Origin of the sequence: Hyphomonas pacifica (assembly GCF_000682675.1) — a bacterium.
Classification (GTDB): Bacteria; Pseudomonadota; Alphaproteobacteria; order Caulobacterales; family Hyphomonadaceae; genus Hyphomonas; species Hyphomonas pacifica.
The window spans coordinates 1-20,821 of the sequence record NZ_AWFA01000020.1 but is presented as its reverse complement, the minus strand read 5'-3'; the positions used below and the strand labels follow the sequence as shown (position 1 = coordinate 20,821).

Sequence of the window (20,821 nt, the reverse complement as noted above, 5' to 3'; positions counted from 1 at the left end):
ACCTCAGGTGCGGTCCCGGCCGGGCACATAATCCGTTCTTTTGCCGTCACCGGTCGTTCCGCCGGGCATGATCGGCCGCGTCGCATAGCCGCCCATGGAGAGATGGCGATCATACATCACCAGCGCGCCAGCCAAGCTGACATTGATGCAGAACTTGGTCGGGATCTTCACGACATGATCGCACTTGGCGATGATGTCGGGAGAGAGATCGCCCTTTTCTGGGCCAAGAATATAGGCCGCCTGCGGAGGGTGCCGGAAGGTTGGCAGCATGACGGCGTCATCGGTCAGTTCGACGCCGACCATCTGGCAGCCGCGGGGTAACTGCATTTCGTCGACATTGTCCCACTGATAATAGGGCACCTGTCCGGCAGTCTTTGATGTGTCGGCCTGATAGGCTGCGCGCAGGCGATGCTCCGCATTGATCGAGAACACAAAGCTCGCGCCAAAGGCATTTGCCGTGCGCATCAGCGCGCCAAGATTCATCGGCTTGGAGATCCGCTCCGAGCCGATTGCAAAATATCCACGCATCAGAATGCCTCCAGTCCAAACCTCAATATCACCAGCAAGGTGATGATTATGGGCAGGGAGAAGACAGACACTTTCCGCGCCAGCCGCATATGCGAAAGCTGCTGGGGGTAGGTCTGGTTCAGATAGGTTGCGACTTCGGTATGCTCTACCAGTCGGCCTGCATCCGCAACGCCCTGCCGATATTTGAGATCCGTATACTGTCCGCCGAATTTGTCGGCCAGTCCGCGTCGCAGTGCCGTGGAAATCAGCCAGCGCATCTGTAGGGCCAGCAACAGCGCAAAGCAGGTGAGGCCAAGCAGAATGAAGAGCACAATGGCGGTCACAGGAAGGTCCCTACTTCGAAACGTCCTGAGGAGTCTGCCATGGCGCGCTTCAAACCGGAAGAGTTCCAGAGGGCTGTGATTTCGCCCTCAGCGGAAATGGCGATCATACCGCCTGATCCGCCAAGATGGCTGACATCATTCAGGGCACCCTGTACGGCGGCTTCAAGATTGGCGCCACTATAGCGGATGCGTGCGGAGACATCGGCGGCGGCATTGGCGCGAATGAAAAACTCACCGAGACCTGTGCACGAAACTGCGCAGCGTTCATCTGCCCAGGTGCCGGCGCCGGGCAGGGGGGTGTCGCCGAGGCGTCCCGGCGTCTTGCCACTGATGCCGGCTGTAGAGGTGGCGGCAGACAGGTCGCCATAGATATCCAGCGCAACGGCGCCCACTGTGCCCGGCGGGTTAGGCTGGTTCAGCATGTCCTGCGTCGTCATCTCGTCGATCGGCTCATAATAGCTGGCGGGATCTTCGATGATATCAAGGCCGCTATCCTTCAGCAGGTGGCGCGCGCCATCTGCGACCAGCAGGACGTTAGGTGTGTGCTCCATGACACGGCGGGCGCAGCTGATCGGGTTGCGATAGCCCTGAAGCGCGCCGACGGCACCTGCCGTACGGTTGCGGCCATCCATGATCGCCGCGTCCAGTTCATACTCCCCCAGCGTGTTGGGGCTTGCGCCCTTGCCCGCCAGATACAGCCCGGATTCCTCCAGGCCGCGCACCATCATTTCGACCACATCAAGGGCCGGCTCTCCGCCATGAAGACGCTCCATGCCGTTGCGCAGCAGGGTCGCCAGATGGGCTTCCTGAAGGGAATAATCCTGACCGGGGATCGGCCCGGCGCCGCCATGGAGGGCAAGGGCCCATTTCTTCGACATTTCAGCGTTACTCCGCTACGTCAGGCTTGGACATTTCGTGGCCACACCGCTACCGTCTGCTGGCATAAACAACAAGTCGGGAAGGAAGTTGCAGGCATGAAAGCTGTGCTCTCAAAGGAAGTTGGTGGCCCGGAAGCCCTGGTCATTGAAGATGCGCCCATTCCGGAATGCGGCAAAGGCCAGGTTCTGGTGGAAGTGAAGGCGTGCGGCGTCAATTTTCCGGATTCCCTGATGATTCAGGATCTCTATCAGTTCAAACCGCCGCGTCCGTTCTCTCCGGGCGGCGAGATCGCCGGATTAGTCAAGGAAGTTGGCGAAGGCGTCAGCCATGTGAAGCCGGGGGACCGGGTGCTGGCCTCAATCGGAACGGGTGGCATGGCGGAATATGCCGTCGCGGCCCAGCATTCCGTCATGCCCATTCCGGATGACATGCCGTTCGAAGAGGCGGCGGCCTTCATGATGACCTATGGCACCAGCTATTACGCTCTAAAGGATCGGGCCGATCCGAAGCCGGGCGAAAAGCTGCTCGTGCTGGGCGCGGCTGGCGGTGTCGGCATTGCTGCGGTTGAGCTGGGCAAGGCAATGGGCCTGGAAGTGATCGCGGCCTGTTCCACACAGGAAAAAGTCGATTTCTGCCTGTCCAAGGGCGCGGACAAGGGTCTTGTCTATGCGCGCGAACTGGACCGCGACGGCCAGAAGGGCTTTTCGAATGATATAAAGGAAATCTCCGGTGGCGGCGTAGATATCATCTATGATGCCGTCGGCGGTGCCTATGCAGAGCCTGCCGTGCGCGCGATGAACTGGGAAGGCCGTTTCCTGGTGATCGGCTTCCCGGCCGGTATTCCGAAATTGCCGCTGAACCTGACCCTGCTGAAAAGCTGTGACATTCGCGGCGTGTTCTGGGGGGCCGCCGTGGCGCGCGATCCGGAAGCGCACAAGAAGAATGTTGCGGACCTGTTCAAACTGTACAGCGAAGGCAAGGTGCGGCCGCACGTTTCCAACACCTATAAGCTGGACAAGTCTGCCGATGCGATCCGCGAACTCATGGACCGCAAGGCGCAAGGCAAGGTTGTCGTGGTCATCGACTAGGTCATGAATGGATGGCCTTTCCGGGGGCTGGCGGTCTGCAGTAGACACGACCAGCACCCCGGAGAGACCATATGACTGATCTGCGCACGCTTTACCCCGAAATTGAACCCTTCGAGACAGGCTTCCTCGACACCGGCGATGGCCATAAGGTGTACTGGGAACGATGTGGTACAAAAGGCGCAAAGCCTGCGGTGTTCCTGCATGGCGGGCCCGGCGGCGGATGTTCGCGCAGCCACCGACGCTTGTTCGATCCTGCGCTCTACGATGTCATCCTCTTCGACCAGCGCGGCTGCGGACGCTCAACGCCCTTTGCCAGCCTCGACAATAATACGACCTGGCATCTCGTTGCTGATATTGAGCGCCTGCGCGAGATGATTGGAGTGGAGACATGGCAAATTTTTGGCGGCTCATGGGGGTCCACACTGGCGCTCGCCTATGCTGAGACGCACCCAGACCGCGTCAGCGAGATCGTGCTGCGCGGTATTTACCTGCTCACCAAGCCGGAGATGGACTGGTTTTACCAGTCCGGTGTCTCGGAGATGTTTCCTGAGAAGTATGAGGCCTTCATTGCGCCGATCCCGGAAGATGAGCGGGGTGATCTGCTGAGCGCCTATCACAAGCGACTGACGGGCGATGACCGTGAGGAACAGCTGCGCTGCGCGAAAACCTGGAGTGTGTGGGAAGGGGAGACCATCACCTTGCTGCCAGAGCCCTCAACCTCGGACCAGTTTCATGAGGCGGAGTTTGCGCTCGCCTTCGCGCGGATTGAGAGTCATTATTTCATCAATGGCGGCTGGTTTGATGAAGGTCAGCTGCTGCGTGATGCGCACAAGCTGAAGGACACTCCCGGCACTATTGTGCATGGCCGCTACGACATGCCGTGCCCGATGCGACAGGCTTGGGCATTGCACAAGGCCTGGCCGAAATCGGAATTCTATCCGATCGAAGGCGCAGGTCATGCCTATTCCGAACCCGGCATCCTTGACCAATTGATCCGCGCAACAGACAAATATGCCGGGAAAGACTGACGCGATGCGTAGGTCTGAAAAAACCCGCCGGAGCGATCCGGCGGGTTTTGTTTTTGGAGTGGCCTCAGGCCGATTATTTCTTGTCGCCGTCGACTTCCTCGAAGTCTGCATCGACCACATCGTCGCCATCAGCTGCAGCGTCAGAGGCGGCATCGGCATGGGCCGTTTCTTCCTGCTGGCTGGCATAGATCGCCTCGCCGAGCTTCATGGCGGCAGACATCAGGGCCTGATGCTTGGCCTGAATGTCGGCGAGGTTATCGCCCTCGCGGGCTTCCTTCAGCTCGGCAATGGCTTTTTCGATTTCGCCTTTGACGTCACCTGACACCTTGTCGCCATGTTCTTCCAGCTGCTTCTCGGTCTGGTGGACCAGAGCTTCGGCATGGTTCTTGGCTTCGACCATTTCGCGGCGAGCCTTGTCGGCGCCGGCATTGGCTTCGGCGTCTGCCATCATGTTCTTGATGTCATCCTCGGAGAGGCCGCCATCTGCCTGGATGGTGATGACCTGTTCCTTACCGGTGGCCTTGTCCTTGGCGGACACGGAGACGATGCCGTTGGCGTCGATGTCGAAGGTTACTTCGATCTGCGGTACACCTCGCGGGGCCGGCGGAATGCCTTCAAGGTTGAACTGGCCGAGCATCTTGTTGTCGACAGCCATTTCGCGTTCGCCCTGGAAGACCTTGATCGTCACAGCCGGCTGGTTATCGTCAGCGGTTGAGAAGACCTGGGACTTCTTGGTCGGGATCGTCGTGTTGCGGTCGATCAGGCGTGTGAACACGCCGCCGAGCGTCTCGATGCCGAGGGACAGCGGCGTCACGTCAAGAAGGACAACGTCTTTGACGTCACCCTGCAGAACGCCGCCCTGAATGGCCGCACCGATGGCAACCACTTCATCCGGGTTCACACCCTTATGCGGCTCGCGGCCGAAGAATTTCTTCACGGCTTCCTGCACGGCCGGCATACGTGTCATACCCCCGACGAGCACGACTTCATCAATGTCGGATGCGGACTTGCCGGCATCTTTCAGGGCTTTCTTGCACGGCTCGATCGTGCGCTTGACAAGGTCTTCGACAAGGCTTTCGAACTTTGCGCGGGTCAGCTTGATGTTGAGGTGTTTCGGGCCGGTCGCGTCAGCCGTGATGAAGGGCAGGTTCACTTCGTATTGCGATGCGGATGACAGCTCTTTCTTGGCCTTCTCGGCTTCTTCCTTCAGGCGCTGTAGGGCCAGCTTGTCTGTCTTCAGGTCGATGCCCTGATCCTTTTTGAATTCTTCTGCAAGGAAGTCGACAATGCGAAGGTCAAAGTCTTCACCGCCAAGGAATGTGTCGCCATTCGTGGACAGCACTTCGAACACGCCGTCGCCGATCTCCAGCAGGGAGACGTCAAATGTGCCTCCACCAAGGTCATAGACCGCAATGGTCTTGGACTGGTCGCCCTTGTCGAGGCCATAGGCCAAGGCGGCCGCCGTCGGCTCGTTGATGATGCGGAGCACTTCAAGGCCGGCAATCTTGCCTGCGTCTTTCGTGGCCTGGCGCTGGGCGTCGTTGAAGTAGGCCGGAACGGTGATGACGGCTTGCGTCACTTCATTGCCAAGATAGGCCTCAGCCGTTTCCTTCATCTTGGTGAGGATGAAGGCAGAGATCTCCTGCGGCGCGTAATCCTTGTCGCGGCCTTTCACCCAGGCATCGCCTGCCGGGCCTTTGACGATTTCGAACGGGGAAATTTCCTTGTCCTTCTGCGCGGTCGGGTCGTCAAACTGACGGCCGATCAGGCGCTTGATGGCGTAGAAGGTGAAGTCCGGGTTCGTGACAGCCTGGCGACGGGCCGGCATGCCGATCAGACGTTCGCCGCCTTCTGTGAAGGCGACAACGGACGGGGTCGTGCGCTGGCCTTCTGCGTTTTCAATTACCTTGGCCTGCCCGCCTTCCATGACGGCGACACAGGAGTTCGTTGTGCCAAGGTCAATACCAATAATCTTGCTCATGTTGCGTCTCTCTTTTCTTCAAGCCGCCACGGGCTGTTTTTTCTGTTGCGGTCTGCTCAGCAGCCCCGGACAGCCAGTGGCTCTTTCCAAGGTTCAAAATGAGGCGACGAGTTGGGAGTTTCATTCCGTTCGTCGGTTCGTCTAGCGATATGGGAAGGCTTTGGCCGGTCTCAAGGGGGGAATACTACGTAGCTGCGAAGGATCAGCATTACGCTTGCGATAGTCAGCCTCTATAGCGCCACCTGAAACTATCTATTTGAGATCCATTCTCATGATGCTCACATATGGAGGTCTGAAAGGATCTTCCGCCATGCCCCGCCATATTCTCAAAACAATGACTTACAGCCTGATGCACCTGTCCGTTGCCGTCACGGTCGCCTTTGCACTGACCCACAACTGGCATGCCGCGCTTGCCATCGGCCTGATTGAGCCTGCCGTGCAGACCATTGCATATACGTTTCATGAGCGTGTGTGGGAGCGCTGGCCCAAGGCAACGAATATACCGCCGGTTGCCACCTGACAGATTTGCGGCACCGCGCCCTGTATTAGCAGGATCGCCGATCTGAGGGTGGACGCGACCCGGCATGCATTGCCATAGTGTTCTGAAGTTGGTCCACGCCGTGTCCTGAGGCATATCCATTGGAGGTTTTAATGCTGCGCACATCCATTCCGGTACTTTTGACAATACTGGCGGCGGGCTGTGCCGCGCAGACAAATGACGAGGGGGCGGCAGACACGGTTCTTCCGGTTATAGATGAGGTTTACATTTCTCAGGGGTTCGAGAATCCGGAAGGGGCGACCCTGGCCCCGGACGGCGGGTACTTCATCTCCAGTGTTAACGGTCCTGGCAATCAGAAAGACGGCAATGGGTACGTGTCTCTCATTTCTCCGGATGGGGAGATGGTAAAGCGCTATTGGGGGGCAAAGCTGGATGCGCCCAAAGGCATGGCCATTCTAAATGATACGCTTTACGTCGCAGACATAGACAAGATTGCGATGCTCGACCTGGAGACCGGCAATCCTGCCGGGTCCATCCGGGTTGAAGGCGCGGCCTTCCTGAATGACATGACGACCTGGGGTGACGCCGTTTATGTCTCAGACTCCGGCACCGCGACGATTCACAAGATTTCAGATGGCACATCGGAGGTCTGGTTGCAGGATGAAGCCCTTCTGGGCGGCGTGAACGGCCTTCTGGGAGATGGCGAGCGGCTCCTGGTCGCCACTATGAAAACAGGTACGCTTTTCAGTGCGGCGCGGGATGGCACGCTGACCGAAATTGCCACGGGCATGGAGAATGCGGACGGTATCGGTCTGGTGCCGGGCGGGGGGTATCTTGTTTCGTCCTGGCCAGGGCAGATCCATTATGTGGCTGAGAACGGTGCCGTGACGACGCTGTATGATGTCGAGGCAGAAGAGGGACCGACACAGAATGATCTGACGGTCATCGGCGACACCGTGATCGTGCCGAACATGCGGCAGAACACGGTGACGCTGTGGAAAGTAAGTCGTTAGGGCTGGTCAGTTAGCTGAGCCAGCGCTGACGGCGACCATTGCGGCGCGCAGGGTGCGCTCGCCAATCTTCCAGCCGGGCTGAAAGCAGGAGGCAATCGTACCGTTCGGCTGGTCTGACGGAATGTTCGCCACAGCCTGATGCTGGTTCGGGTCGAACGCATCGCCCGGCTCAGCGGCAATGGCAGTTACGCCATGACGCGCGAGGGCTGTGTGCAGCTCCTTCTGAGTCATCTCTATGCCTTCGAACAGGTTGCGGCCCGGCTCTGACAGGGCGTTGCGGTCTTCTTCGGACAGGGCGGATAAGGCGCGACCGAGATTGTCGGACACGCTCAGCAGATCACCGGCAAATTTCTCGATGGCGTAGATGCGGGCATCGGTGACTTGGCGCTCAGCGCGCTTGCGGGTGTTCTCAAGATCAGCCAGCGTGCGCAGTAATTGCTCGCGCATTTCTTCCTTTTCGATCTCCAGCTTCTGCATGGCCTCTTCCGGAGACAGTTCTGCTTGCTCCTTCGGGGCAGATTTCAGGATATCATCCGCAGCCGCCTTCAGATCTGCCGGCGAGGCGTTGGGATCAATGTCAGCGGTTTCGCTGTTCTTGGACTCGTCACTCATCCTTTTGCATCCTTTTTGCGGCGGGCAGACAGGATTTCCCCAACCACCTTCGCCGTATAATCCACCATGGGTATCACGCGGGCATAGTTCAGCCGGGTAGGGCCAATCACGCCGAGCGCGCCAATAACCTGTTTTCCGCCTCCCATATAGGGAGCCACAATCACACTTGAACCCGATAGCGGGAAAAGCTGGTTTTCCGATCCGATAAACAGTCGCACGCCATCGGCTTCGCGGGTTGTATCCAGGATATCGAGAAGACTCTGCTGGCGTTCAAGCTCATTGAACAGCTGGCGCACACGGTCCAGGTCTTCGGCGGCCTGGGCGTCTTCCAGCAGATTGGCACGGCCACGCACGATCAGCGACCTGCCGCGACCAGGGGATTCGCCTCCCCATTGGGCGAGGCCCTGCTCGACCAGGGAGGAGGCCGCTTCGTCCAGTGCCGCCCGGTGTGTGCGAAGCTCCTCGCGGATAGCATTCGTAACTTCCGAGAGCGTCCGACCGCGCACGCGGGTTGAGAGGTAATTGCCCGCCTCCATTAGTGTCGTGATGGGCAGGCCTTCCGGAATGTCGATGATGCGGTTTTCAACATCGCCATCTTCGGTAACGATCACGCAGATCGCTTCCTTGCCGCCTAGCGGTACAAATTCAGCGTGGCGTACAATGGCGTCACGCGTGGGGGAGGAGACCAGGCCCGCGCCGCCGGTCAGGCCTGACAGAATGCCGGAGGCTTCGCCCATCACGGCTTCAATGTCGGTCCCGGCGGATTTCAGGCGATCATCAATTTCCTGACGATCCGCGCGCGTCGGTTCACCAATCTCCAGAAAGCCATCTACGAATAGGCGCAGGCCGGTATGGGTCGGTGCGCGGCCCGCCGAGATGTGCGGGGATTCCAGCAGGCCAAGATCTGTCAGATCTGCCATCACATTACGGATAGAGGCCGGGGAAAGCGCAATGCCGCTTTTGGAGAGGGTGCGCGAGCCGACTGGCTCCCCTGTTGCCAAATAGCCTTCCACGATTTCCCGAAAGATATCCCGAGAGCGCTGGTCAAGGCGCTGCATCAGGGATGTCGTGTCGAAGGGCTTGTGGATCATGTCTTATTGATTAGGCGCGGCCGGGGCCGGGTTCAATGGGTGTTAAACAATGTAGCCTGAACCCTCTTCGCGATCCGTCGCGGTGCGCCAGACAAACCAGGAGTAGATGACGCTGATCAGGGTCGCACCTATGGCCAGAACGGACAATTGCAGGGCCAGCCAGATGCCATTGAAGACAAAGGCGCCGATGATGCCCAGAGCGCCAGCCAGCATGAACAGCCGTCCGGCCAGGCGGTGGGTTTTCTCCCAGGTCATGTCGGAAGACAGCGTCCAGGGCGTGCGAATGCCCATCATGAAAGTAGAGCGCGTCTTCGGCAGATAGTTGCCGATCAGAATGAACAGGGCGCCACAGGCAGCAATAATCCAGCGGATCATTTCAGGGGAGCCTGAAGACGGCGCGCCGGTTCGGGTCATCATGAAGGCAATACCGGCATGAATACCCGTCAGTACAATCATCGCGCCAATCCAGCAGATCAGATAGGCCTTGCGACTCGCGCTCAAATTCGCCTGACGGGGATCAACGGTGGCGGCGATCGCCATACAGGTTGCGATAAAGGCCGAAATGGCGGGCATCATCCATAGCATGAAGGTCGCCCCTTCGCGGTCAGCGAATTTGTCGGGGCTGCCATCCGCCCCCCAATGGATCGGGATCTGGGTGCTGTCCGGCAATTGGGACGAGGCCACCAGGCTGATGCCGCAAGCGACAAGGGTGGCCCCTGCGGACCAGGCAAGACCTGTTTGGACATAGGGTTTCATTCTGCAGCCTCCTTGAGATCATCATCGCCATTGTCCTTGCCCATAAGGCTGAGCAGGGCAGAGGCGGCATCTTCAAGCACGCTGGTATTTACGCGGTAGAGGATCTGGTTGCCCTGACGCTCGGCTGTGATCAACTCCGCTTCTTTTAGGACCGCCAGGTGCCGGCTCATTGTGGGCCAGCTTGAGTCAAATTCTGCGGCTAGATCGCCTGCCAGGTGCGGACCCTTGCGCAGAAGCGCAAGGATCTGTCGGCGTGCAGGATGGGCCAGAGCTTTGAAGACGCTGTTTTGCATAAATGCTAATTAGCCTTTTTGCTAAACAGAGTCAATCGCGTTAGGAAAGCCCTTCAATCTGGCCTGCGGAATTGAGATAAATGCTCTCAGCCGATGGGCGGCGTGGCAGGCCTGGCATGGTGACGATCTCGCCGCATATACCTACGATAAAGCCGGCGCCCGCAGACAGGCGGACATCGCGCAATTGCAGAACATGGCCTTCCGGCGCACCAAATAACTTGGCATCGCTGGAGAAACTGTACTGGGTCTTGGCCATACAGACCGGGAAGTCGCCATACCCTTCCAGTTCCCAGCGCTTTAGTTGTTCCCGCACGGATTTTGGGGCATCGACACGGCTTGCGCGATAGATGCGCCTGGCGATCGTCTCGATCTTTTCAAACAGGGGCATGTCCGCTGGATAGAGCGGTCGGAACTCTGTCGGTGTTGTTTCGATCAACTGGGCCACCTTCTGGGCCAGGTCTTCGGCGCCATGGCCGCCCTCGGCCCAGTGTGTACAGAGCGAGACGGGCACGCCCATCTTTGTACAGAATGCCTCGACAGCGGCAATTTCGCCAGATGTGTCAGAGGTAAAGCGGTTGACGGCAACCACGACCGGAACACCGAATTCGCGCATATTCTCGATATGTCGGCCCAGATTGGCGAGGCCCTTTTCCAGCGCATCATAGCTGACAGAGCCGACATCATCTTTTGCAATGCCGCCATGCATCTTCAGGGCCCGGACGGTTGCTACAAGGACGGCGGCGTTCGGCACCAAGCCCGCTTGGCGGCATTTGATATTGAAGAACTTCTCCGCGCCAAGATCTGCGCCAAAGCCTGCTTCGGTGACCACATAATCTGCCATCTTCAGGGCGGCACGCGTTGCTATGACTGAGCTGCAGCCATGAGCGATGTTGGCGAATGGGCCGCCATGCACCAGTGCCGGATTGCCTTCCAGTGTCTGCACAAGGTTTGGCAGCATGGCGTCTTTCAGCAGTGCCATCATCGCGCCCACCGCGTTCATGTCTTTTGCCGTCACGGGCACACGGCCGCGACGATAGCCGATCACCATGCGTTCAAGGCGGTCCTGCAGATTTTGCGCGTCGCGTGCAAGGCAGAGAATCGCCATGATTTCCGAGGCGACCGTGATGTCGAAACCGGTCTCGATCGGTGTGCCATTCTTCGTGCCGCCGAGTCCGGTCACAACGTTACGCAAATTGCGGTCATTCATGTCCAGCACGCGTCGCCAAGTGATCCGTGTCGGGTCAATGCCACTATCGCTGCCCCAATGGATATGATTGTCGATCATGGCCGACAGTAGATTGTGGGCAGAGGTGATGGCGTGAAAGTCCCCCGTGAAGTGGAGATTGATATCTTCCATCGGGACCACTTGGGACTGGCCGCCACCGGTCGCGCCGCCCTTCATGCCAAAGCAGGGACCGAGGGATGGCTCGCGCAGGCAGAGCAGGGTCTTGTTACCAATCCGGTTCATCGCGTCCGCCAGGCCGATGCTGGTCGTTGTCTTGCCTTCGCCTGCAGGCGTGGGGTTGATGGCCGTGACGAGGATCAGCTTGCCATTTGCCCTGGCACGCAGGCCGCTCAGGTGTTGCGCCGCGATTTTCGCCTTGTCATGGCCGTAGGGGATCACATCCTGCGGCGCGATCTGCAACGTCTCGGCAACATCCATGATAGGGCGTTTCTTCGCGTTTCTGGCGATCTCGATATCGGTCGGCATGTATCCCCCGGTTTCTGTTCTTGCTTGTCCCCGGTGTAGACAGACGCGCCAAAACCCGCAATCAGACAGGTCACAAGAGAGGACAACCTTATGAGCAAGCTTATCCGTCCGTCCGGGCGCGCTTTTGACCAGTTGCGTGAGATCACGTTGGAGACGAATGTCACCCGTTATGCGGAAGGGTCATGCCTTGCGAAGTTCGGAAACACCCATGTGCTGTGCACGGCCAGCTGGGAGAAGGGGGTTCCGCCTTGGCTGAAAGGGCAGGGCAAGGGCTGGGTTACCGGTGAGTACGGCATGCTTCCACGCGCTACGCATACGCGGGGCAGGCGAGAAGCTGCAGCGGGCAAACAGTCTGGCCGCACGCAGGAAATCCAGCGCCTGATCGGCCGCTCCCTTCGCTCGGTTTGTGACCTCCAGGCGCTGGGCGAGAATCAGATCACTATCGACTGTGATGTCCTTCAGGCTGATGGCGGCACGCGCACGGCATCCATTACGGGCGGCTTTGTGGCGCTTGCCATGGCCTGCCGGTACCTGAAGGCAGAAGGCGTCATCTCCGCAAACCCGATCCAGAAGCAGGCTGCTGCCATTTCCGTCGGCATCTATCAGGATCATCCGGTTCTGGATGTCGACTATCCGGAAGATTCCCGCGGCGAAGCCGACATGAATGTCGTGATGAGCTCCGATGGCGGTTTCATTGAGGTGCAGGGCACAGGGGAAGAGCGCCCGATCACGCGCTCTGAACTGGATGAAATGCTGCGTCTGGCCGAAAAAGGCTGCACCGAATTGTTCGAAGCCCAGCGCAAGGCGCTTGGCTAGGCCATTATCTGGCTGGCAGGTTCTGCAACTCGAACATGCCGAACTGGAAGTTCTGGGCGATACGGTCGGCACGCTCCATGAAGTAGTCAACTGTTTCCGGATTCTCCGAAATGTCCTCCAGCGTCAGCCGGAACAAGGCCAGCCAGATATTGAAGTGAGCGGGCGTGACGCCCGTCAGCTTCATGTGCACCGGGAAGGGCTTCCCCGAATAGCGGCCTGTATTCATCGCCACCGATGACCAAAAATCCTTCATCTTGGCGAGGTGGGGCTCCCACTTATCCTTAATCTCTGTGTCGAAAATCGGGCCCAGCATGGGATGGGCCCGAACCCGTGCATAGAAGCTGTCGACAAGGTTTGACACGAATGCCTCATTTATGCCGAGGCGCGCGGCATTTTCCTGAATTTCGCGGCGGCGGTCTTCAGCGGATCGAACTCGATAGGTCATACAGCCTGCACATGGGCACCGAAGGCGAAGGCGTCCATACGCAATATCCCATAAGTGGAACTTTTGTGCAGCAATTGGCGCGGGCCATCCGATCCGGCGCCGAGCGCTGCAAATAGCGGCAGTATGTGATCTGGAGTGGGGTGATTGGTCAGACCATGAGGCCCTGTTTCCAGCGCATTCAGAACGGCCATGTCGTCACTCGCCAGTGTCTTATCATCCACCCAGTCCGCAAATGTGTTCACCCATTCCGGTGTGTCGCTATGCAATTCAAGGCGTGCCGTGAACAAGGCGCGCAAATTGTGTGTCAGGGCTCCTGAGCCTATAATGAGAACACCTTCATCCCGGTAAGAAGCGAGCGCCTTGCCGAGACGGTAGTGCCATTCCGGGGTCTGATTCATGCTGATGGACAGCTGCACGATCGGAAACTCGGCGGCAGGATAGATCAGCTGCAAAGGCACCCAGGCTCCATGATCCAGCCCGCGTGTCGGATGCAAACGCGCCTCAAAGCCGCTGCGGACGAGAGACTGCCGCATGGTTTCTGCAAGCGCAGGGGAGCCCGCAGCGGGGTATAGCTGTGTATACAGTTCTTCGGGAAATCCCTGAAAATCATGAATGGTCTCAGGATGCAGCGCACCTGTCAGAACCGGTATGGGGGCGTTGAAGTGGGCGGAAATAACCAGAATGGCCTTTGGCCTGGGCAATGCCTGGCCGAGGTGGCGCAGAAAGTCCCGTACTGGCGCATCATCCTGTCCCAAAGTGGGGGAGCCATGGGAAATGAAGAGGGATGGCAGGCTGTGTGTCATGCTGTAGAGATGCGCCGCAGGGCAACCCTCTACAATTCACATCTCTGGCATATGACCTATTCGCGGCGTGCAGGCTTGCCGTTCTGCCAGGTTACTTCCTGGCCATACAGCGGAACGGTCGAAAGGCTCATCTTGGCTGAGCCATCAACGATTTTCCGGCTGTAGGAGACATACATCAGACTGTCGGTATCGGCATCATAGATGCGGCGCACAGCCAGCTGCTTGAATATCAGGCTCTGATTCTGATCGAATACTTCCTCGCCGGACTTGTCGAGGTCAATGCGTCCGATACGGATCGGGCCGGACTGAAGGCAGGAGATGGAAGAATTGGACGGGTTCTCAAACCAGTTGCCTTTGCCGATCCGGTCCCATACGCCCCGGTCGAAATAGGATAGGTGACAGACCACGCCTTCGATCTTGGGGTCACTTAGCTGCTTGATCTTGATCTCGTTGCCGAGCCAGTCATTCTTGAACTCGCCTACCTCCTTGCCATTGCCACAGGCAGACAGGGGGATAAGGGCGAGAAGCAGGCAGGCAGTGATGTGTTTCATGCAGACACGTACGCGAGGCTGCGGGCCTCGTTCCCATACACGCTAGTAATAGCGTTTTTTATTCTTGGAGAGCATATCCCCGATGGCGCGCACGGTCGCTGCGCCGACTTGCATCGGGGTTGGCTTGCGATGATGGGCATGGCGAACCAGGTGTCCGCAATTGGAGCCGAAGAAGTCGTAATCATGGCCGATGCGCCCACGTGCACGGTGCTCCACCAGATGTGCATCCAGACCGCTATAACGGCCATGGCGACGGATACGCTGGCCGGTTGAGAAGTCTTCGAGGCTCTGTTCGATCACACCACCATGCTTGCGGGAGTTTGAAATCACCGTCCTGCGCGTGGTTACGACGCCATAATGGGAAAGGACGACCCCGAATCGAATCGAGACTACATCACCAGACTCATATTTGGTGCGCGGGTCATGGGTCATTTATTCGGCCGCCACCTGTTCATGGTCAGCCGTGTCTTCCTCATCGAAGGTGAGCAAGTCTCCAGGCTGGCATTCCAGCTCCCGGCACAGGGCTTCCAGTGTCGAGAAGCGGACAGCCTTGGCCTTGCCGGTTTTCAAAATGGACAGATTGGCCAGTGTCACACCGACACGTTCCGACAGTTCTGTCAGGGACATGCGGCGATCCAGCAGCACTCGGTCGAGGGTCACGCGAATGGACATATCCTGTGCTCCTATATGGTCATTTTCTCTTCGTCACGCAGGCGTGTGCCTTCGCGGAAGACTTGCGACAGGATGAAGAGGGCGGCAACGGACGCCCAGGCGATAAGGTCAAAAGACAGTTCAATACGCGTTCCTTTCACCATTAGCCCGATGATCAGCGCAATTGCGTAGCGCATGAGCTGGGTCACGGCGATGGCAATGGCGATACGGGTCAGGCGTACAGCATTCTCAGGTACGAACGGATCGCCCGCTGCAAGGGTTGCAAGGATTTTTCGAAGCTCCATACAGACAAATACAACCGCTGCGACAACAACCACAGCGCCAATGAGGCCTGCAGTCAGCTCAGGTACCGTGATGTCGTGATTGTCCACGGTGACAGAGCCGATACTAATCGGGTTGCCTGACAGCATGGAGATCAATTCCACACTTCCTGCAATAATGACGATTGCGCCGATCAGCGCAGTCATCCACATGACAATCGTGACCAGCACGGTCATGATAGCAGCCATGGAATTCCCTGCATTTGTACTCATACGTTGTCTCTTCACCGTTGGGTGCTGATGTTTTGGGGCCGTCTGTCTTTATCGGTAAAGACGTAAGGCTTACCGAATAACGATATAGGCTTTTATGTCAAAAGCAAGAATGGAGCCATTGCAGTATGGGTGAGAATAATACGATTCGACGCTTGGAACCTGGGCGATTGATCGCCGCGACTCACAATAAGGGTAAGGTCTCAGAGCTTAAGGATCTGTTTGGGCCGATGGGCTTTGACGTCGTATCGGCCCTTGATCTGGATTTGCCGGAGCCTGAAGAGACCGAATCCACCTTCGCAGGCAATGCTATTCTGAAGGCCAAAGCTGCAGCAGTCGCTACAGGTGCGCCTGCCTTGTCAGATGATTCAGGCCTGGCGGTAGCGGCGCTTGGCGGGGCACCGGGCATTTATTCTGCCCGTTGGGCCGGAGAGCCCCGGGATTTCGGCACAGCGATGGCCAAGGTAGAACGGGAACTGGAAGAGATTGGCGCGACAGACCGGACTGCTAAATTTGTCTGCGCCTTGGCTGTTGTCTGGCCGGATGGTCATGCTGAAGTGTTTGAAGGCGAAGTTCATGGCAAACTGATCTGGCCGCCACGCGGTGACAAGGGGTTTGGATATGACCCTGTTTTTGTTGCAGAGGGTGAGCAGATCACGTTTGGAGAGATGGACCCTGACCGCAAACATGCGATGAGCCACCGTGCCAACGCCGTGAAGAAACTGAAGGCTGCCTTGTTATCATGACAGAGACGCCCGCCCCCTTCGGTCCGGAATATGGATTTGGGGCCTACATCCATTGGCCGTACTGTTCGAAGATCTGCCCGTATTGCGACTTCAACGTCTATGCGGCGAAGGATCGGGACCCCTCTTTGTTGCTGCAGGCCATCTGTGATGATCTGAAGATCCACCGGCCGCGCATGCCACAGCATGGCGCACTGGATGCGGTGTTTCTTGGTGGGGGGACGCCATCTTTGCTGAAGCCGGTGGAGATTGTAGAAATCCTGCGCGCTGCGGACGAAGCGTTTGGCATCAAGGACGGAGCAGAGATCACACTCGAGGCCAATCCCAATGATGTTCTGCGCGCGGATTTGCGCGGCCTCAAGGCGGCCGGCGTAAACCGGCTGTCCGTCGGCGTGCAGTCCCTACGGCCGGCGGCCCTGGCGTTCCTGGGGCGTGACCATGATGAGCACGCGGCCATGGCGTCCATTGCGCGGGCCATGAAAGTGTTTCCCAACACATCAATAGACCTGATTTACGCGCGTCCCGGCCAATCCCTCCAGGAATGGCAACTCGAACTGGAAGACGTGCTGAAATTCGGCGTACCACATATCTCCTTATACGAACTGACGATTGAAGAGCGGACAGCTTTCGGCAAGGCCGTCGAGCGTGGCCAGATTGTGCCGATGGAGGATGATGATCAGGCCGATCTATATGAACTGACCCAGACCATACTCGGCGCAGCAGGGCTGCCTGCCTATGAAGTCTCCAATCATGCCATGGCCCCGGAATACCAGTCCCGCCACAATCAGATTTACTGGCATGGAGGGGACTGGATCGGCGTAGGTCCTGGCGCCCATGGCCGCGTCAGCGTCAATGGGCAGCGCTATGCTTCTGAAGCGGAGAAGCGCCCGGATGCCTATATCGCCAATGTGCAGGCGCTGGCTTCTGGCTGGTCAGCTGCGCAGAAGCTCTATCCGCTGGATATTGCTCGGGAGTTGCTTGCCATGGGGCTGCGGCCATCAGGCGGGATTGACCGGCGCCGGGTTGAGGTCCTGTCGGGCCGGTCGCTGCCGCAGAACAAGATTGATGTCTTTGTTGCTGAGGGCTGGCTGAAGGAGGATGGGCCACGCATTGCGCTCACCGCAGCCGGACGTCTACTGGCTGATGCGATCACGGCAGAACTGGCGGCGTGATCAGGTTAAGGGAAATCGCCTTATGCGGATTTTCCGTAGAACGTCCGCATAAGGCCAGTATCACTAGTTCTTAGTCGAGGGATTTGGCGATGCCTTCCCGGCGCGGGTCTGCGCCACCTTCAAGCCCGTCCTCGCGTACCACGATGACGTGTAGACCGGAATTCTCGCCTTCGCGCTCTTCCACGGTGTAGCCCATTTTGCGAAGAGCTTCAGCTGCTTCCGGGCCTCCGTCGATATCGACTTCAACGCCAATAGAGTCGCCGCGTGCAATGATGTTCGGCAGGTCGATGGCTTCCTGAGCCGTCTTGCCCCAGTCAATCACGCCCACAAGCGTTTTGGCGACATAGGCAATGATGGAATTTCCGCCCGGAGAGCCGGTGACCATGAAAAGGTCATCATTGCTGTCAAATACGAGGGTCGGGGACATGGAGCTGCGCGGGCGTTTATTGGCGGCGGGGGCGTTGGCCACCGGCTTGCCACCCTTTGTAGGCTCGCGTGAGAAGTCCGTCAGCTGATTGTTGAGTAGATAGCCATTGACCATGATGGAAGTGCCGAAGGCCGCCTCGACCGTGGCCGTCATGGAAACAGCATTCCCCTCATTATCAATGATGGAGATGTGTGTCGTGCCCGGTTTGTGCTCGGTGGCGTCTTCTCCCCAGAGCGGGCGAAGCGGATCACGGCCCAGCACAACACCCGGATCGCCTGGCTCGGCATGGCCATCCGGTGCGAAGGCTTCGGTTGCGCGCACTTTTAGATAATCCGGGTTGATCAGATCGCTTGAGGGGACAGCCACGAAGTCTGCATCCGCAACATAGTGGTCGCGGTCAGCATAAGTCAGGCGCTGAGCATCCACGAAAGCCTTGAGGAAATCATCTTCCGTCGCCGTGTCGGATGTCGGCTTCAGGTAATGATACAGCCCCATGATCATGTTCTGGGCAACGCCGCCGGAAGAGGGGGGCGGGGCAGAGCAGATGCGATAGCCTTCCGGAATGGTGCCGCATAGGGCCGGGCGTACCTTCACTTTGTAATTTGCCAGATCTTCCAGCGTCATGTCACCGGCATTCGGGCCGCTGTTCACGGCGGCGACAATCGCCTCGGCATTTTTGCCTTCGTAGAAGGCGGACGGGCCTTGCGTGGCAATGGCGCTCAGCATGTCCGCATAGTCCTGGTTCGTGCGGATGTAGCCGACCGGCAGGGGCTCTCCATCCGGATAGAAATAGGCGGCGGGAACCGGCAGGTCATCAATGCGCACAACGGCTTTCAGACGATCACTCGCCAGCAGTTCAGCGAGGCGCGGAGAGACTTCAAAGCCATCCTCGGCTAGCTTGATGGCAGGCTGGAAAACTTTTTCCCATTCCAGAGTGCCGGCCGCATCATGTGCTGTCTTGTAGAGGGCAATTTGTCCCGGAACGCCAACAGCCTTGCCAGACTGCCAAGCCTCCATGAAGCCCATGACCTCGCCATCCTTGACGAAATGCTCGGGCGTGGTGGAGGCAGGTGCCGTTTCCCGGCCGTCGAAAACGGTGATTTCATCCTTGGCGTGGTCATAATATACCATGAAAGCGCCACCACCGATGCCGGAGCTTTGTGGCTCAACCAGGCCAAGGACGGTGTGAACCGCGATTGCGGCGTCGATGGCGTTGCCGCCTTCGCGCATGACTTCCAGCCCGGCCTCAACCGCGCGTGGGTCAGCTGCTGCCACCATAGCGCCCTTGGTCCAGGCTTCTGGAGTCGCAGTCTCTGTGGCCTGCGCTTCAGTCTCTTGCGCTGTGTCTGCAGCGCGTTGGGCTTCTTCTGTGGCGCTCATTCCGCTCTCCTGAGCGGGAGTGCAGGCAGCTAGCCACAGAACGGAAAGGAAAAGCGGTAAACGTGTCATGGGGAGCCCCGTATCTTGGCGTGAGTCGCGGCTGACCTTATGAGACTGTAGAGGCAAGGGAAAGATAGAGGCGCAATTAATGACAGCACCCGGCAAACGGAATCTCATCACGGATGTTTCTGGCATTCTCGTGGGGCAGGCTGAAGACAGCGCGGTTCGCACGGGAGTTACCGTCATTGTGCCGGATAGACCGGCCATCGCGGCGGTCTGTATCGCCGGGGGTGGCCCCGGTACGCGCGAGACGGATTTGCTGACGGGCGGGCGTCTGGTGGAAGGGGTCGATGCTATCTGCTTGTCCGGGGGGAGCGCTTTTGGACTTGCGGCGGCAGACGGTGTTGCCTCTGGTCTCAAGACAGATGGGCGGGGCTTCTCTCTGGTGGCCAGGGAGGGCGTGCCGGCGACGCCAATTGTTCCGGCAGCCATTCTGTATGATCTGGCAAATGGTGGCGACAAGAATTGGGGGCAGGCCTCACCTTATGCGGGTCTGGGCCTCGATGCATATCGTGATGCAGGGAGTAGCTTTCTTCTGGGCCGGGCTGGGGCCGGCTATGGCGCTCTCGCCGGGGTTCATGCGGGGGGCACAGGCTCTGCCAGCATTATGACCGATGATGGCATCACGGTTGGTGCGCTGGCGGGAGTGAATTGCTTCGGATCGGTAAGGATGCCGGGCACGGATGCCTACTGGGCCTGGCCCTATGAGCTTAACGGCGAATTTGGCGGCGCCCGCCCGCCTGCGGACTTCGTAATGGACCCGGAGGATTGGGGGGGCGCGAAAGTGAACCCGGCTTTGGGACAGAATACGACCATTGCCTGCATCGCCACAGATCTTTCCCTCACGCAAGAAGAGGCACGGAGGGTGGCACAGATGGCGCTTTCCGGATTTTCGCGGGCTATCCGGCCGGTGTTTGCGCCATTTGATGGGGATGCCGTGTTTGTTCTGTCTACCGGCCGGGTCGACATGCCTGAAAACTGGCCATTGATGGTGGCGCGTGTGGGGGAGCTGGCCGCGTCAACACTCGCGCGCGCCATCGCTCGGGGCGTGCATGAAGCCAATCAAGAGCAAGACGTATGACTCCTGAGGGGAGAACTGGCCCGTGCGGACCTTCCCAACTTGCCCGCGCAGCCAGAGCGGCCCAAGCATCTATATGAGCCTGCCAGTCTATATGAGCTGAGTTGGTGCTGTCGCGAAGTGGCCGGAAGGCCTGATCTTGAGGCTATTTCAGCTCCTGCTGCGAAAGGTGTGAATCTTGCGCTCAAACAGGCTTGCATCCACTGATCCATGCCTGTATGTGTCCGCCTTCCTTATGGCCGGGCACCGGTAGCTCAGTTGGATAGAGCACCAGACTACGAATCTGGGGGTCGGGGGTTCGAATCCTCCCCGGTGCGCCATTCCTGTGCAAAAGCAGGCACT

General features: G+C 58.5%; 24 protein-coding genes and 1 tRNA gene. 9 read left to right on the top strand and 16 right to left on the bottom strand.

The genetic code is table 11. The features are described 5' to 3' along the window. Positions 1–3: 3 nt before the first annotated feature. From HY2_RS07835 to HY2_RS07825, 3 genes are read right to left on the bottom strand one after another with little or no spacing between them, the layout of a single operon-like run. Positions 4–528 carry an RNA methyltransferase gene (locus HY2_RS07835; protein ID WP_034826399.1) on the bottom strand — a complete coding sequence of 175 codons (525 nt, stop codon included), beginning with the start codon at positions 526–528 and terminating at the stop codon, positions 4–6. Then, on the bottom strand, positions 528–851 hold the full coding sequence (locus HY2_RS07830) for a hypothetical protein (protein WP_034826397.1): 324 nt from the start codon (positions 849–851) through the stop codon (positions 528–530). The genes HY2_RS07835 and HY2_RS07830 overlap by 1 nt, the downstream gene beginning before the upstream one ends. Next, a complete protein-coding gene (locus HY2_RS07825; protein WP_034826395.1) occupies positions 848–1,729 on the bottom strand; it encodes an isoaspartyl peptidase/L-asparaginase family protein in 882 nt (293 codons plus the stop codon). Before HY2_RS07825 ends, HY2_RS07830 begins: the two co-directional genes overlap by 4 nt. 96 nt (positions 1,730–1,825) lie before the next feature. Between HY2_RS07825 and HY2_RS07820 the strand changes: the two genes are divergently transcribed. Both HY2_RS07820 and pip read left to right on the top strand, forming a co-directional pair. Continuing rightward, positions 1,826–2,818, top strand: a complete 993-nt coding sequence (locus HY2_RS07820) for an NADPH:quinone oxidoreductase family protein (protein ID WP_034826393.1) — start codon at positions 1,826–1,828, stop codon at positions 2,816–2,818. A 71-nt stretch (positions 2,819–2,889) separates the two neighbouring features. After that, positions 2,890–3,846: a prolyl aminopeptidase gene (gene pip / locus HY2_RS07815; RefSeq protein ID WP_034826391.1), complete on the top strand. Its 957-nt coding sequence runs from the start codon at positions 2,890–2,892 to the stop codon at positions 3,844–3,846. Between the two features lie 73 nt (positions 3,847–3,919). Here pip and dnaK read toward each other — a convergent pair whose 3' ends face one another. Beyond that, positions 3,920–5,827: a molecular chaperone DnaK gene (gene dnaK / locus HY2_RS07810; RefSeq protein WP_034826388.1), complete on the bottom strand. Its 1,908-nt coding sequence runs from the start codon at positions 5,825–5,827 to the stop codon at positions 3,920–3,922. A 310-nt stretch (positions 5,828–6,137) separates the two neighbouring features. Here dnaK and HY2_RS07805 point away from each other — a divergent pair, with 310 nt between their 5' ends. Next, entirely contained in the window at positions 6,138–6,347 is a 210-nt protein-coding gene (locus HY2_RS07805) for a DUF2061 domain-containing protein (RefSeq protein WP_034826386.1), read from the top strand. Between the two features lie 131 nt (positions 6,348–6,478). Next, on the top strand, positions 6,479–7,339 hold the full coding sequence (locus HY2_RS16770; RefSeq protein ID WP_051594839.1) for an NHL repeat-containing protein: 861 nt from the start codon (positions 6,479–6,481) through the stop codon (positions 7,337–7,339). 6 nt (positions 7,340–7,345) lie between these two features. On the opposite strand, the gene HY2_RS07795 is transcribed toward HY2_RS16770, so the two are convergent. The 5 genes from HY2_RS07795 to HY2_RS07775 are packed head-to-tail and all read right to left on the bottom strand — an operon-like array spanning position 7,346 to position 11,802. Next, on the bottom strand, positions 7,346–7,951 hold the full coding sequence (locus tag HY2_RS07795) for a nucleotide exchange factor GrpE (RefSeq protein WP_034826384.1): 606 nt from the start codon (positions 7,949–7,951) through the stop codon (positions 7,346–7,348). Next, positions 7,948–9,042 carry a heat-inducible transcriptional repressor HrcA gene (gene hrcA, locus HY2_RS07790; RefSeq protein WP_051594838.1) on the bottom strand — a complete coding sequence of 365 codons (1,095 nt, stop codon included), beginning with the start codon at positions 9,040–9,042 and terminating at the stop codon, positions 7,948–7,950. The genes HY2_RS07795 and hrcA overlap by 4 nt, the downstream gene beginning before the upstream one ends. A 42-nt stretch (positions 9,043–9,084) precedes the next feature. Next, on the bottom strand, positions 9,085–9,798 hold the full coding sequence (locus tag HY2_RS07785; RefSeq protein WP_034826382.1) for an SdpI family protein: 714 nt from the start codon (positions 9,796–9,798) through the stop codon (positions 9,085–9,087). Beyond that, the gene (locus HY2_RS07780) at positions 9,795–10,091 is read right to left on the bottom strand and encodes an autorepressor SdpR family transcription factor (RefSeq protein ID WP_034826380.1); all 297 of its coding nucleotides are present in this window, start codon (positions 10,089–10,091) and stop codon (positions 9,795–9,797) included. The genes HY2_RS07785 and HY2_RS07780 overlap by 4 nt, the downstream gene beginning before the upstream one ends. A 40-nt stretch (positions 10,092–10,131) precedes the next feature. Further along, positions 10,132–11,802, bottom strand: a complete 1,671-nt coding sequence (locus HY2_RS07775) for a formate--tetrahydrofolate ligase (RefSeq protein ID WP_034826379.1) — start codon at positions 11,800–11,802, stop codon at positions 10,132–10,134. 90 nt (positions 11,803–11,892) lie between these two features. On the opposite strand from HY2_RS07775, the gene rph reads away from it, so the two are divergent. Next, positions 11,893–12,618: a ribonuclease PH gene (rph, locus tag HY2_RS07770; protein ID WP_267895818.1), complete on the top strand. Its 726-nt coding sequence runs from the start codon at positions 11,893–11,895 to the stop codon at positions 12,616–12,618. 4 nt (positions 12,619–12,622) lie between these two features. Here the strand turns inward: rph and HY2_RS07765 are convergent, their stop codons facing one another. From HY2_RS07765 to HY2_RS07740, 6 genes are read right to left on the bottom strand one after another with little or no spacing between them, the layout of a single operon-like run. Beyond that, positions 12,623–13,063: a group III truncated hemoglobin gene (locus tag HY2_RS07765; protein ID WP_034826378.1), complete on the bottom strand. Its 441-nt coding sequence runs from the start codon at positions 13,061–13,063 to the stop codon at positions 12,623–12,625. Beyond that, the gene (locus HY2_RS07760) at positions 13,060–13,866 is read right to left on the bottom strand and encodes a DODA-type extradiol aromatic ring-opening family dioxygenase (protein WP_034826377.1); all 807 of its coding nucleotides are present in this window, start codon (positions 13,864–13,866) and stop codon (positions 13,060–13,062) included. Before HY2_RS07760 ends, HY2_RS07765 begins: the two co-directional genes overlap by 4 nt. Before the next feature lie 56 nt (positions 13,867–13,922). Continuing rightward, entirely contained in the window at positions 13,923–14,417 is a 495-nt protein-coding gene (locus HY2_RS07755) for a CreA family protein (RefSeq protein ID WP_034826376.1), read from the bottom strand. A 42-nt stretch (positions 14,418–14,459) separates the two neighbouring features. Next, the gene (locus HY2_RS07750; protein WP_034826375.1) at positions 14,460–14,849 is read right to left on the bottom strand and encodes a C40 family peptidase; all 390 of its coding nucleotides are present in this window, start codon (positions 14,847–14,849) and stop codon (positions 14,460–14,462) included. Continuing rightward, positions 14,850–15,089, bottom strand: a complete 240-nt coding sequence (locus HY2_RS07745; RefSeq protein WP_034826374.1) for a helix-turn-helix domain-containing protein — start codon at positions 15,087–15,089, stop codon at positions 14,850–14,852. Positions 15,090–15,100: 11 nt separating this feature from the next. Next, positions 15,101–15,622, bottom strand: coding sequence for a DUF2975 domain-containing protein (locus HY2_RS07740; RefSeq protein ID WP_051594837.1), 522 nt, complete (start codon positions 15,620–15,622; stop codon positions 15,101–15,103). 125 nt (positions 15,623–15,747) lie between these two features. Here HY2_RS07740 and rdgB point away from each other — a divergent pair, with 125 nt between their 5' ends. Beyond that, positions 15,748–16,365 (top strand): RdgB/HAM1 family non-canonical purine NTP pyrophosphatase, encoded by a 618-nt coding sequence (gene rdgB / locus HY2_RS07735; RefSeq protein WP_034826372.1) that lies wholly within the window; start codon positions 15,748–15,750, stop codon positions 16,363–16,365. Beyond that, complete coding sequence (gene hemW / locus HY2_RS07730) at positions 16,362–17,534, top strand: radical SAM family heme chaperone HemW (RefSeq protein WP_034826370.1); 1,173 nt, start codon at positions 16,362–16,364, stop codon at positions 17,532–17,534. Before rdgB ends, hemW begins: the two co-directional genes overlap by 4 nt. Before the next feature lie 70 nt (positions 17,535–17,604). Here hemW and ggt read toward each other — a convergent pair whose 3' ends face one another. Next, on the bottom strand, positions 17,605–19,341 hold the full coding sequence (gene ggt, locus HY2_RS07725; RefSeq protein WP_233346198.1) for a gamma-glutamyltransferase: 1,737 nt from the start codon (positions 19,339–19,341) through the stop codon (positions 17,605–17,607). 148 nt (positions 19,342–19,489) lie between these two features. On the opposite strand from ggt, the gene HY2_RS07720 reads away from it, so the two are divergent. Together HY2_RS07720 and HY2_RS07715 are read left to right on the top strand one after the other, a co-directional pair. Then, entirely contained in the window at positions 19,490–20,482 is a 993-nt protein-coding gene (locus tag HY2_RS07720) for a P1 family peptidase (protein WP_034826366.1), read from the top strand. A gap of 240 nt (positions 20,483–20,722) precedes the next feature. After that, positions 20,723–20,799: transfer RNA gene (locus HY2_RS07715), tRNA-Arg, on the top strand. Positions 20,800–20,821: the final 22 nt, after the last annotated feature.

What these genes read in the sequence shown, in the direction of transcription:
- HY2_RS07835 (WP_034826399.1), bottom strand. Translation starts at nt 528, where the DNA reads ATGCGTGGATATTTTGCAATCGGCTCGGAGCGGATCTCCAAGCCGATG.
- HY2_RS07825 (WP_034826395.1), bottom strand. Translation starts at nt 1,729, where the DNA reads ATGTCGAAGAAATGGGCCCTTGCCCTCCATGGCGGCGCCGGGCCGATC.
- HY2_RS07820 (WP_034826393.1), top strand. Translation starts at nt 1,826, where the DNA reads ATGAAAGCTGTGCTCTCAAAGGAAGTTGGTGGCCCGGAAGCCCTGGTC.
- pip (WP_034826391.1), top strand. Translation starts at nt 2,890, where the DNA reads ATGACTGATCTGCGCACGCTTTACCCCGAAATTGAACCCTTCGAGACA.
- dnaK (WP_034826388.1), bottom strand. Translation starts at nt 5,827, where the DNA reads ATGAGCAAGATTATTGGTATTGACCTTGGCACAACGAACTCCTGTGTC.
- HY2_RS07805 (WP_034826386.1), top strand. Translation starts at nt 6,138, where the DNA reads ATGCCCCGCCATATTCTCAAAACAATGACTTACAGCCTGATGCACCTG.
- HY2_RS16770 (WP_051594839.1), top strand. Translation starts at nt 6,479, where the DNA reads ATGCTGCGCACATCCATTCCGGTACTTTTGACAATACTGGCGGCGGGC.
- HY2_RS07795 (WP_034826384.1), bottom strand. Translation starts at nt 7,951, where the DNA reads ATGAGTGACGAGTCCAAGAACAGCGAAACCGCTGACATTGATCCCAAC.
- hrcA (WP_051594838.1), bottom strand. Translation starts at nt 9,042, where the DNA reads ATGATCCACAAGCCCTTCGACACGACATCCCTGATGCAGCGCCTTGAC.
- HY2_RS07785 (WP_034826382.1), bottom strand. Translation starts at nt 9,798, where the DNA reads ATGAAACCCTATGTCCAAACAGGTCTTGCCTGGTCCGCAGGGGCCACC.
- HY2_RS07780 (WP_034826380.1), bottom strand. Translation starts at nt 10,091, where the DNA reads ATGCAAAACAGCGTCTTCAAAGCTCTGGCCCATCCTGCACGCCGACAG.
- HY2_RS07775 (WP_034826379.1), bottom strand. Translation starts at nt 11,802, where the DNA reads ATGCCGACCGATATCGAGATCGCCAGAAACGCGAAGAAACGCCCTATC.
- rph (WP_267895818.1), top strand. Translation starts at nt 11,893, where the DNA reads ATGAGCAAGCTTATCCGTCCGTCCGGGCGCGCTTTTGACCAGTTGCGT.
- HY2_RS07765 (WP_034826378.1), bottom strand. Translation starts at nt 13,063, where the DNA reads ATGACCTATCGAGTTCGATCCGCTGAAGACCGCCGCCGCGAAATTCAG.
- HY2_RS07760 (WP_034826377.1), bottom strand. Translation starts at nt 13,866, where the DNA reads ATGACACACAGCCTGCCATCCCTCTTCATTTCCCATGGCTCCCCCACT.
- HY2_RS07755 (WP_034826376.1), bottom strand. Translation starts at nt 14,417, where the DNA reads ATGAAACACATCACTGCCTGCCTGCTTCTCGCCCTTATCCCCCTGTCT.
- HY2_RS07750 (WP_034826375.1), bottom strand. Translation starts at nt 14,849, where the DNA reads ATGACCCATGACCCGCGCACCAAATATGAGTCTGGTGATGTAGTCTCG.
- HY2_RS07745 (WP_034826374.1), bottom strand. Translation starts at nt 15,089, where the DNA reads ATGTCCATTCGCGTGACCCTCGACCGAGTGCTGCTGGATCGCCGCATG.
- HY2_RS07740 (WP_051594837.1), bottom strand. Translation starts at nt 15,622, where the DNA reads ATGAGTACAAATGCAGGGAATTCCATGGCTGCTATCATGACCGTGCTG.
- rdgB (WP_034826372.1), top strand. Translation starts at nt 15,748, where the DNA reads ATGGGTGAGAATAATACGATTCGACGCTTGGAACCTGGGCGATTGATC.
- hemW (WP_034826370.1), top strand. Translation starts at nt 16,362, where the DNA reads ATGACAGAGACGCCCGCCCCCTTCGGTCCGGAATATGGATTTGGGGCC.
- ggt (WP_233346198.1), bottom strand. Translation starts at nt 19,341, where the DNA reads ATGAGCGCCACAGAAGAAGCCCAACGCGCTGCAGACACAGCGCAAGAG.
- HY2_RS07720 (WP_034826366.1), top strand. Translation starts at nt 19,490, where the DNA reads ATGACAGCACCCGGCAAACGGAATCTCATCACGGATGTTTCTGGCATT.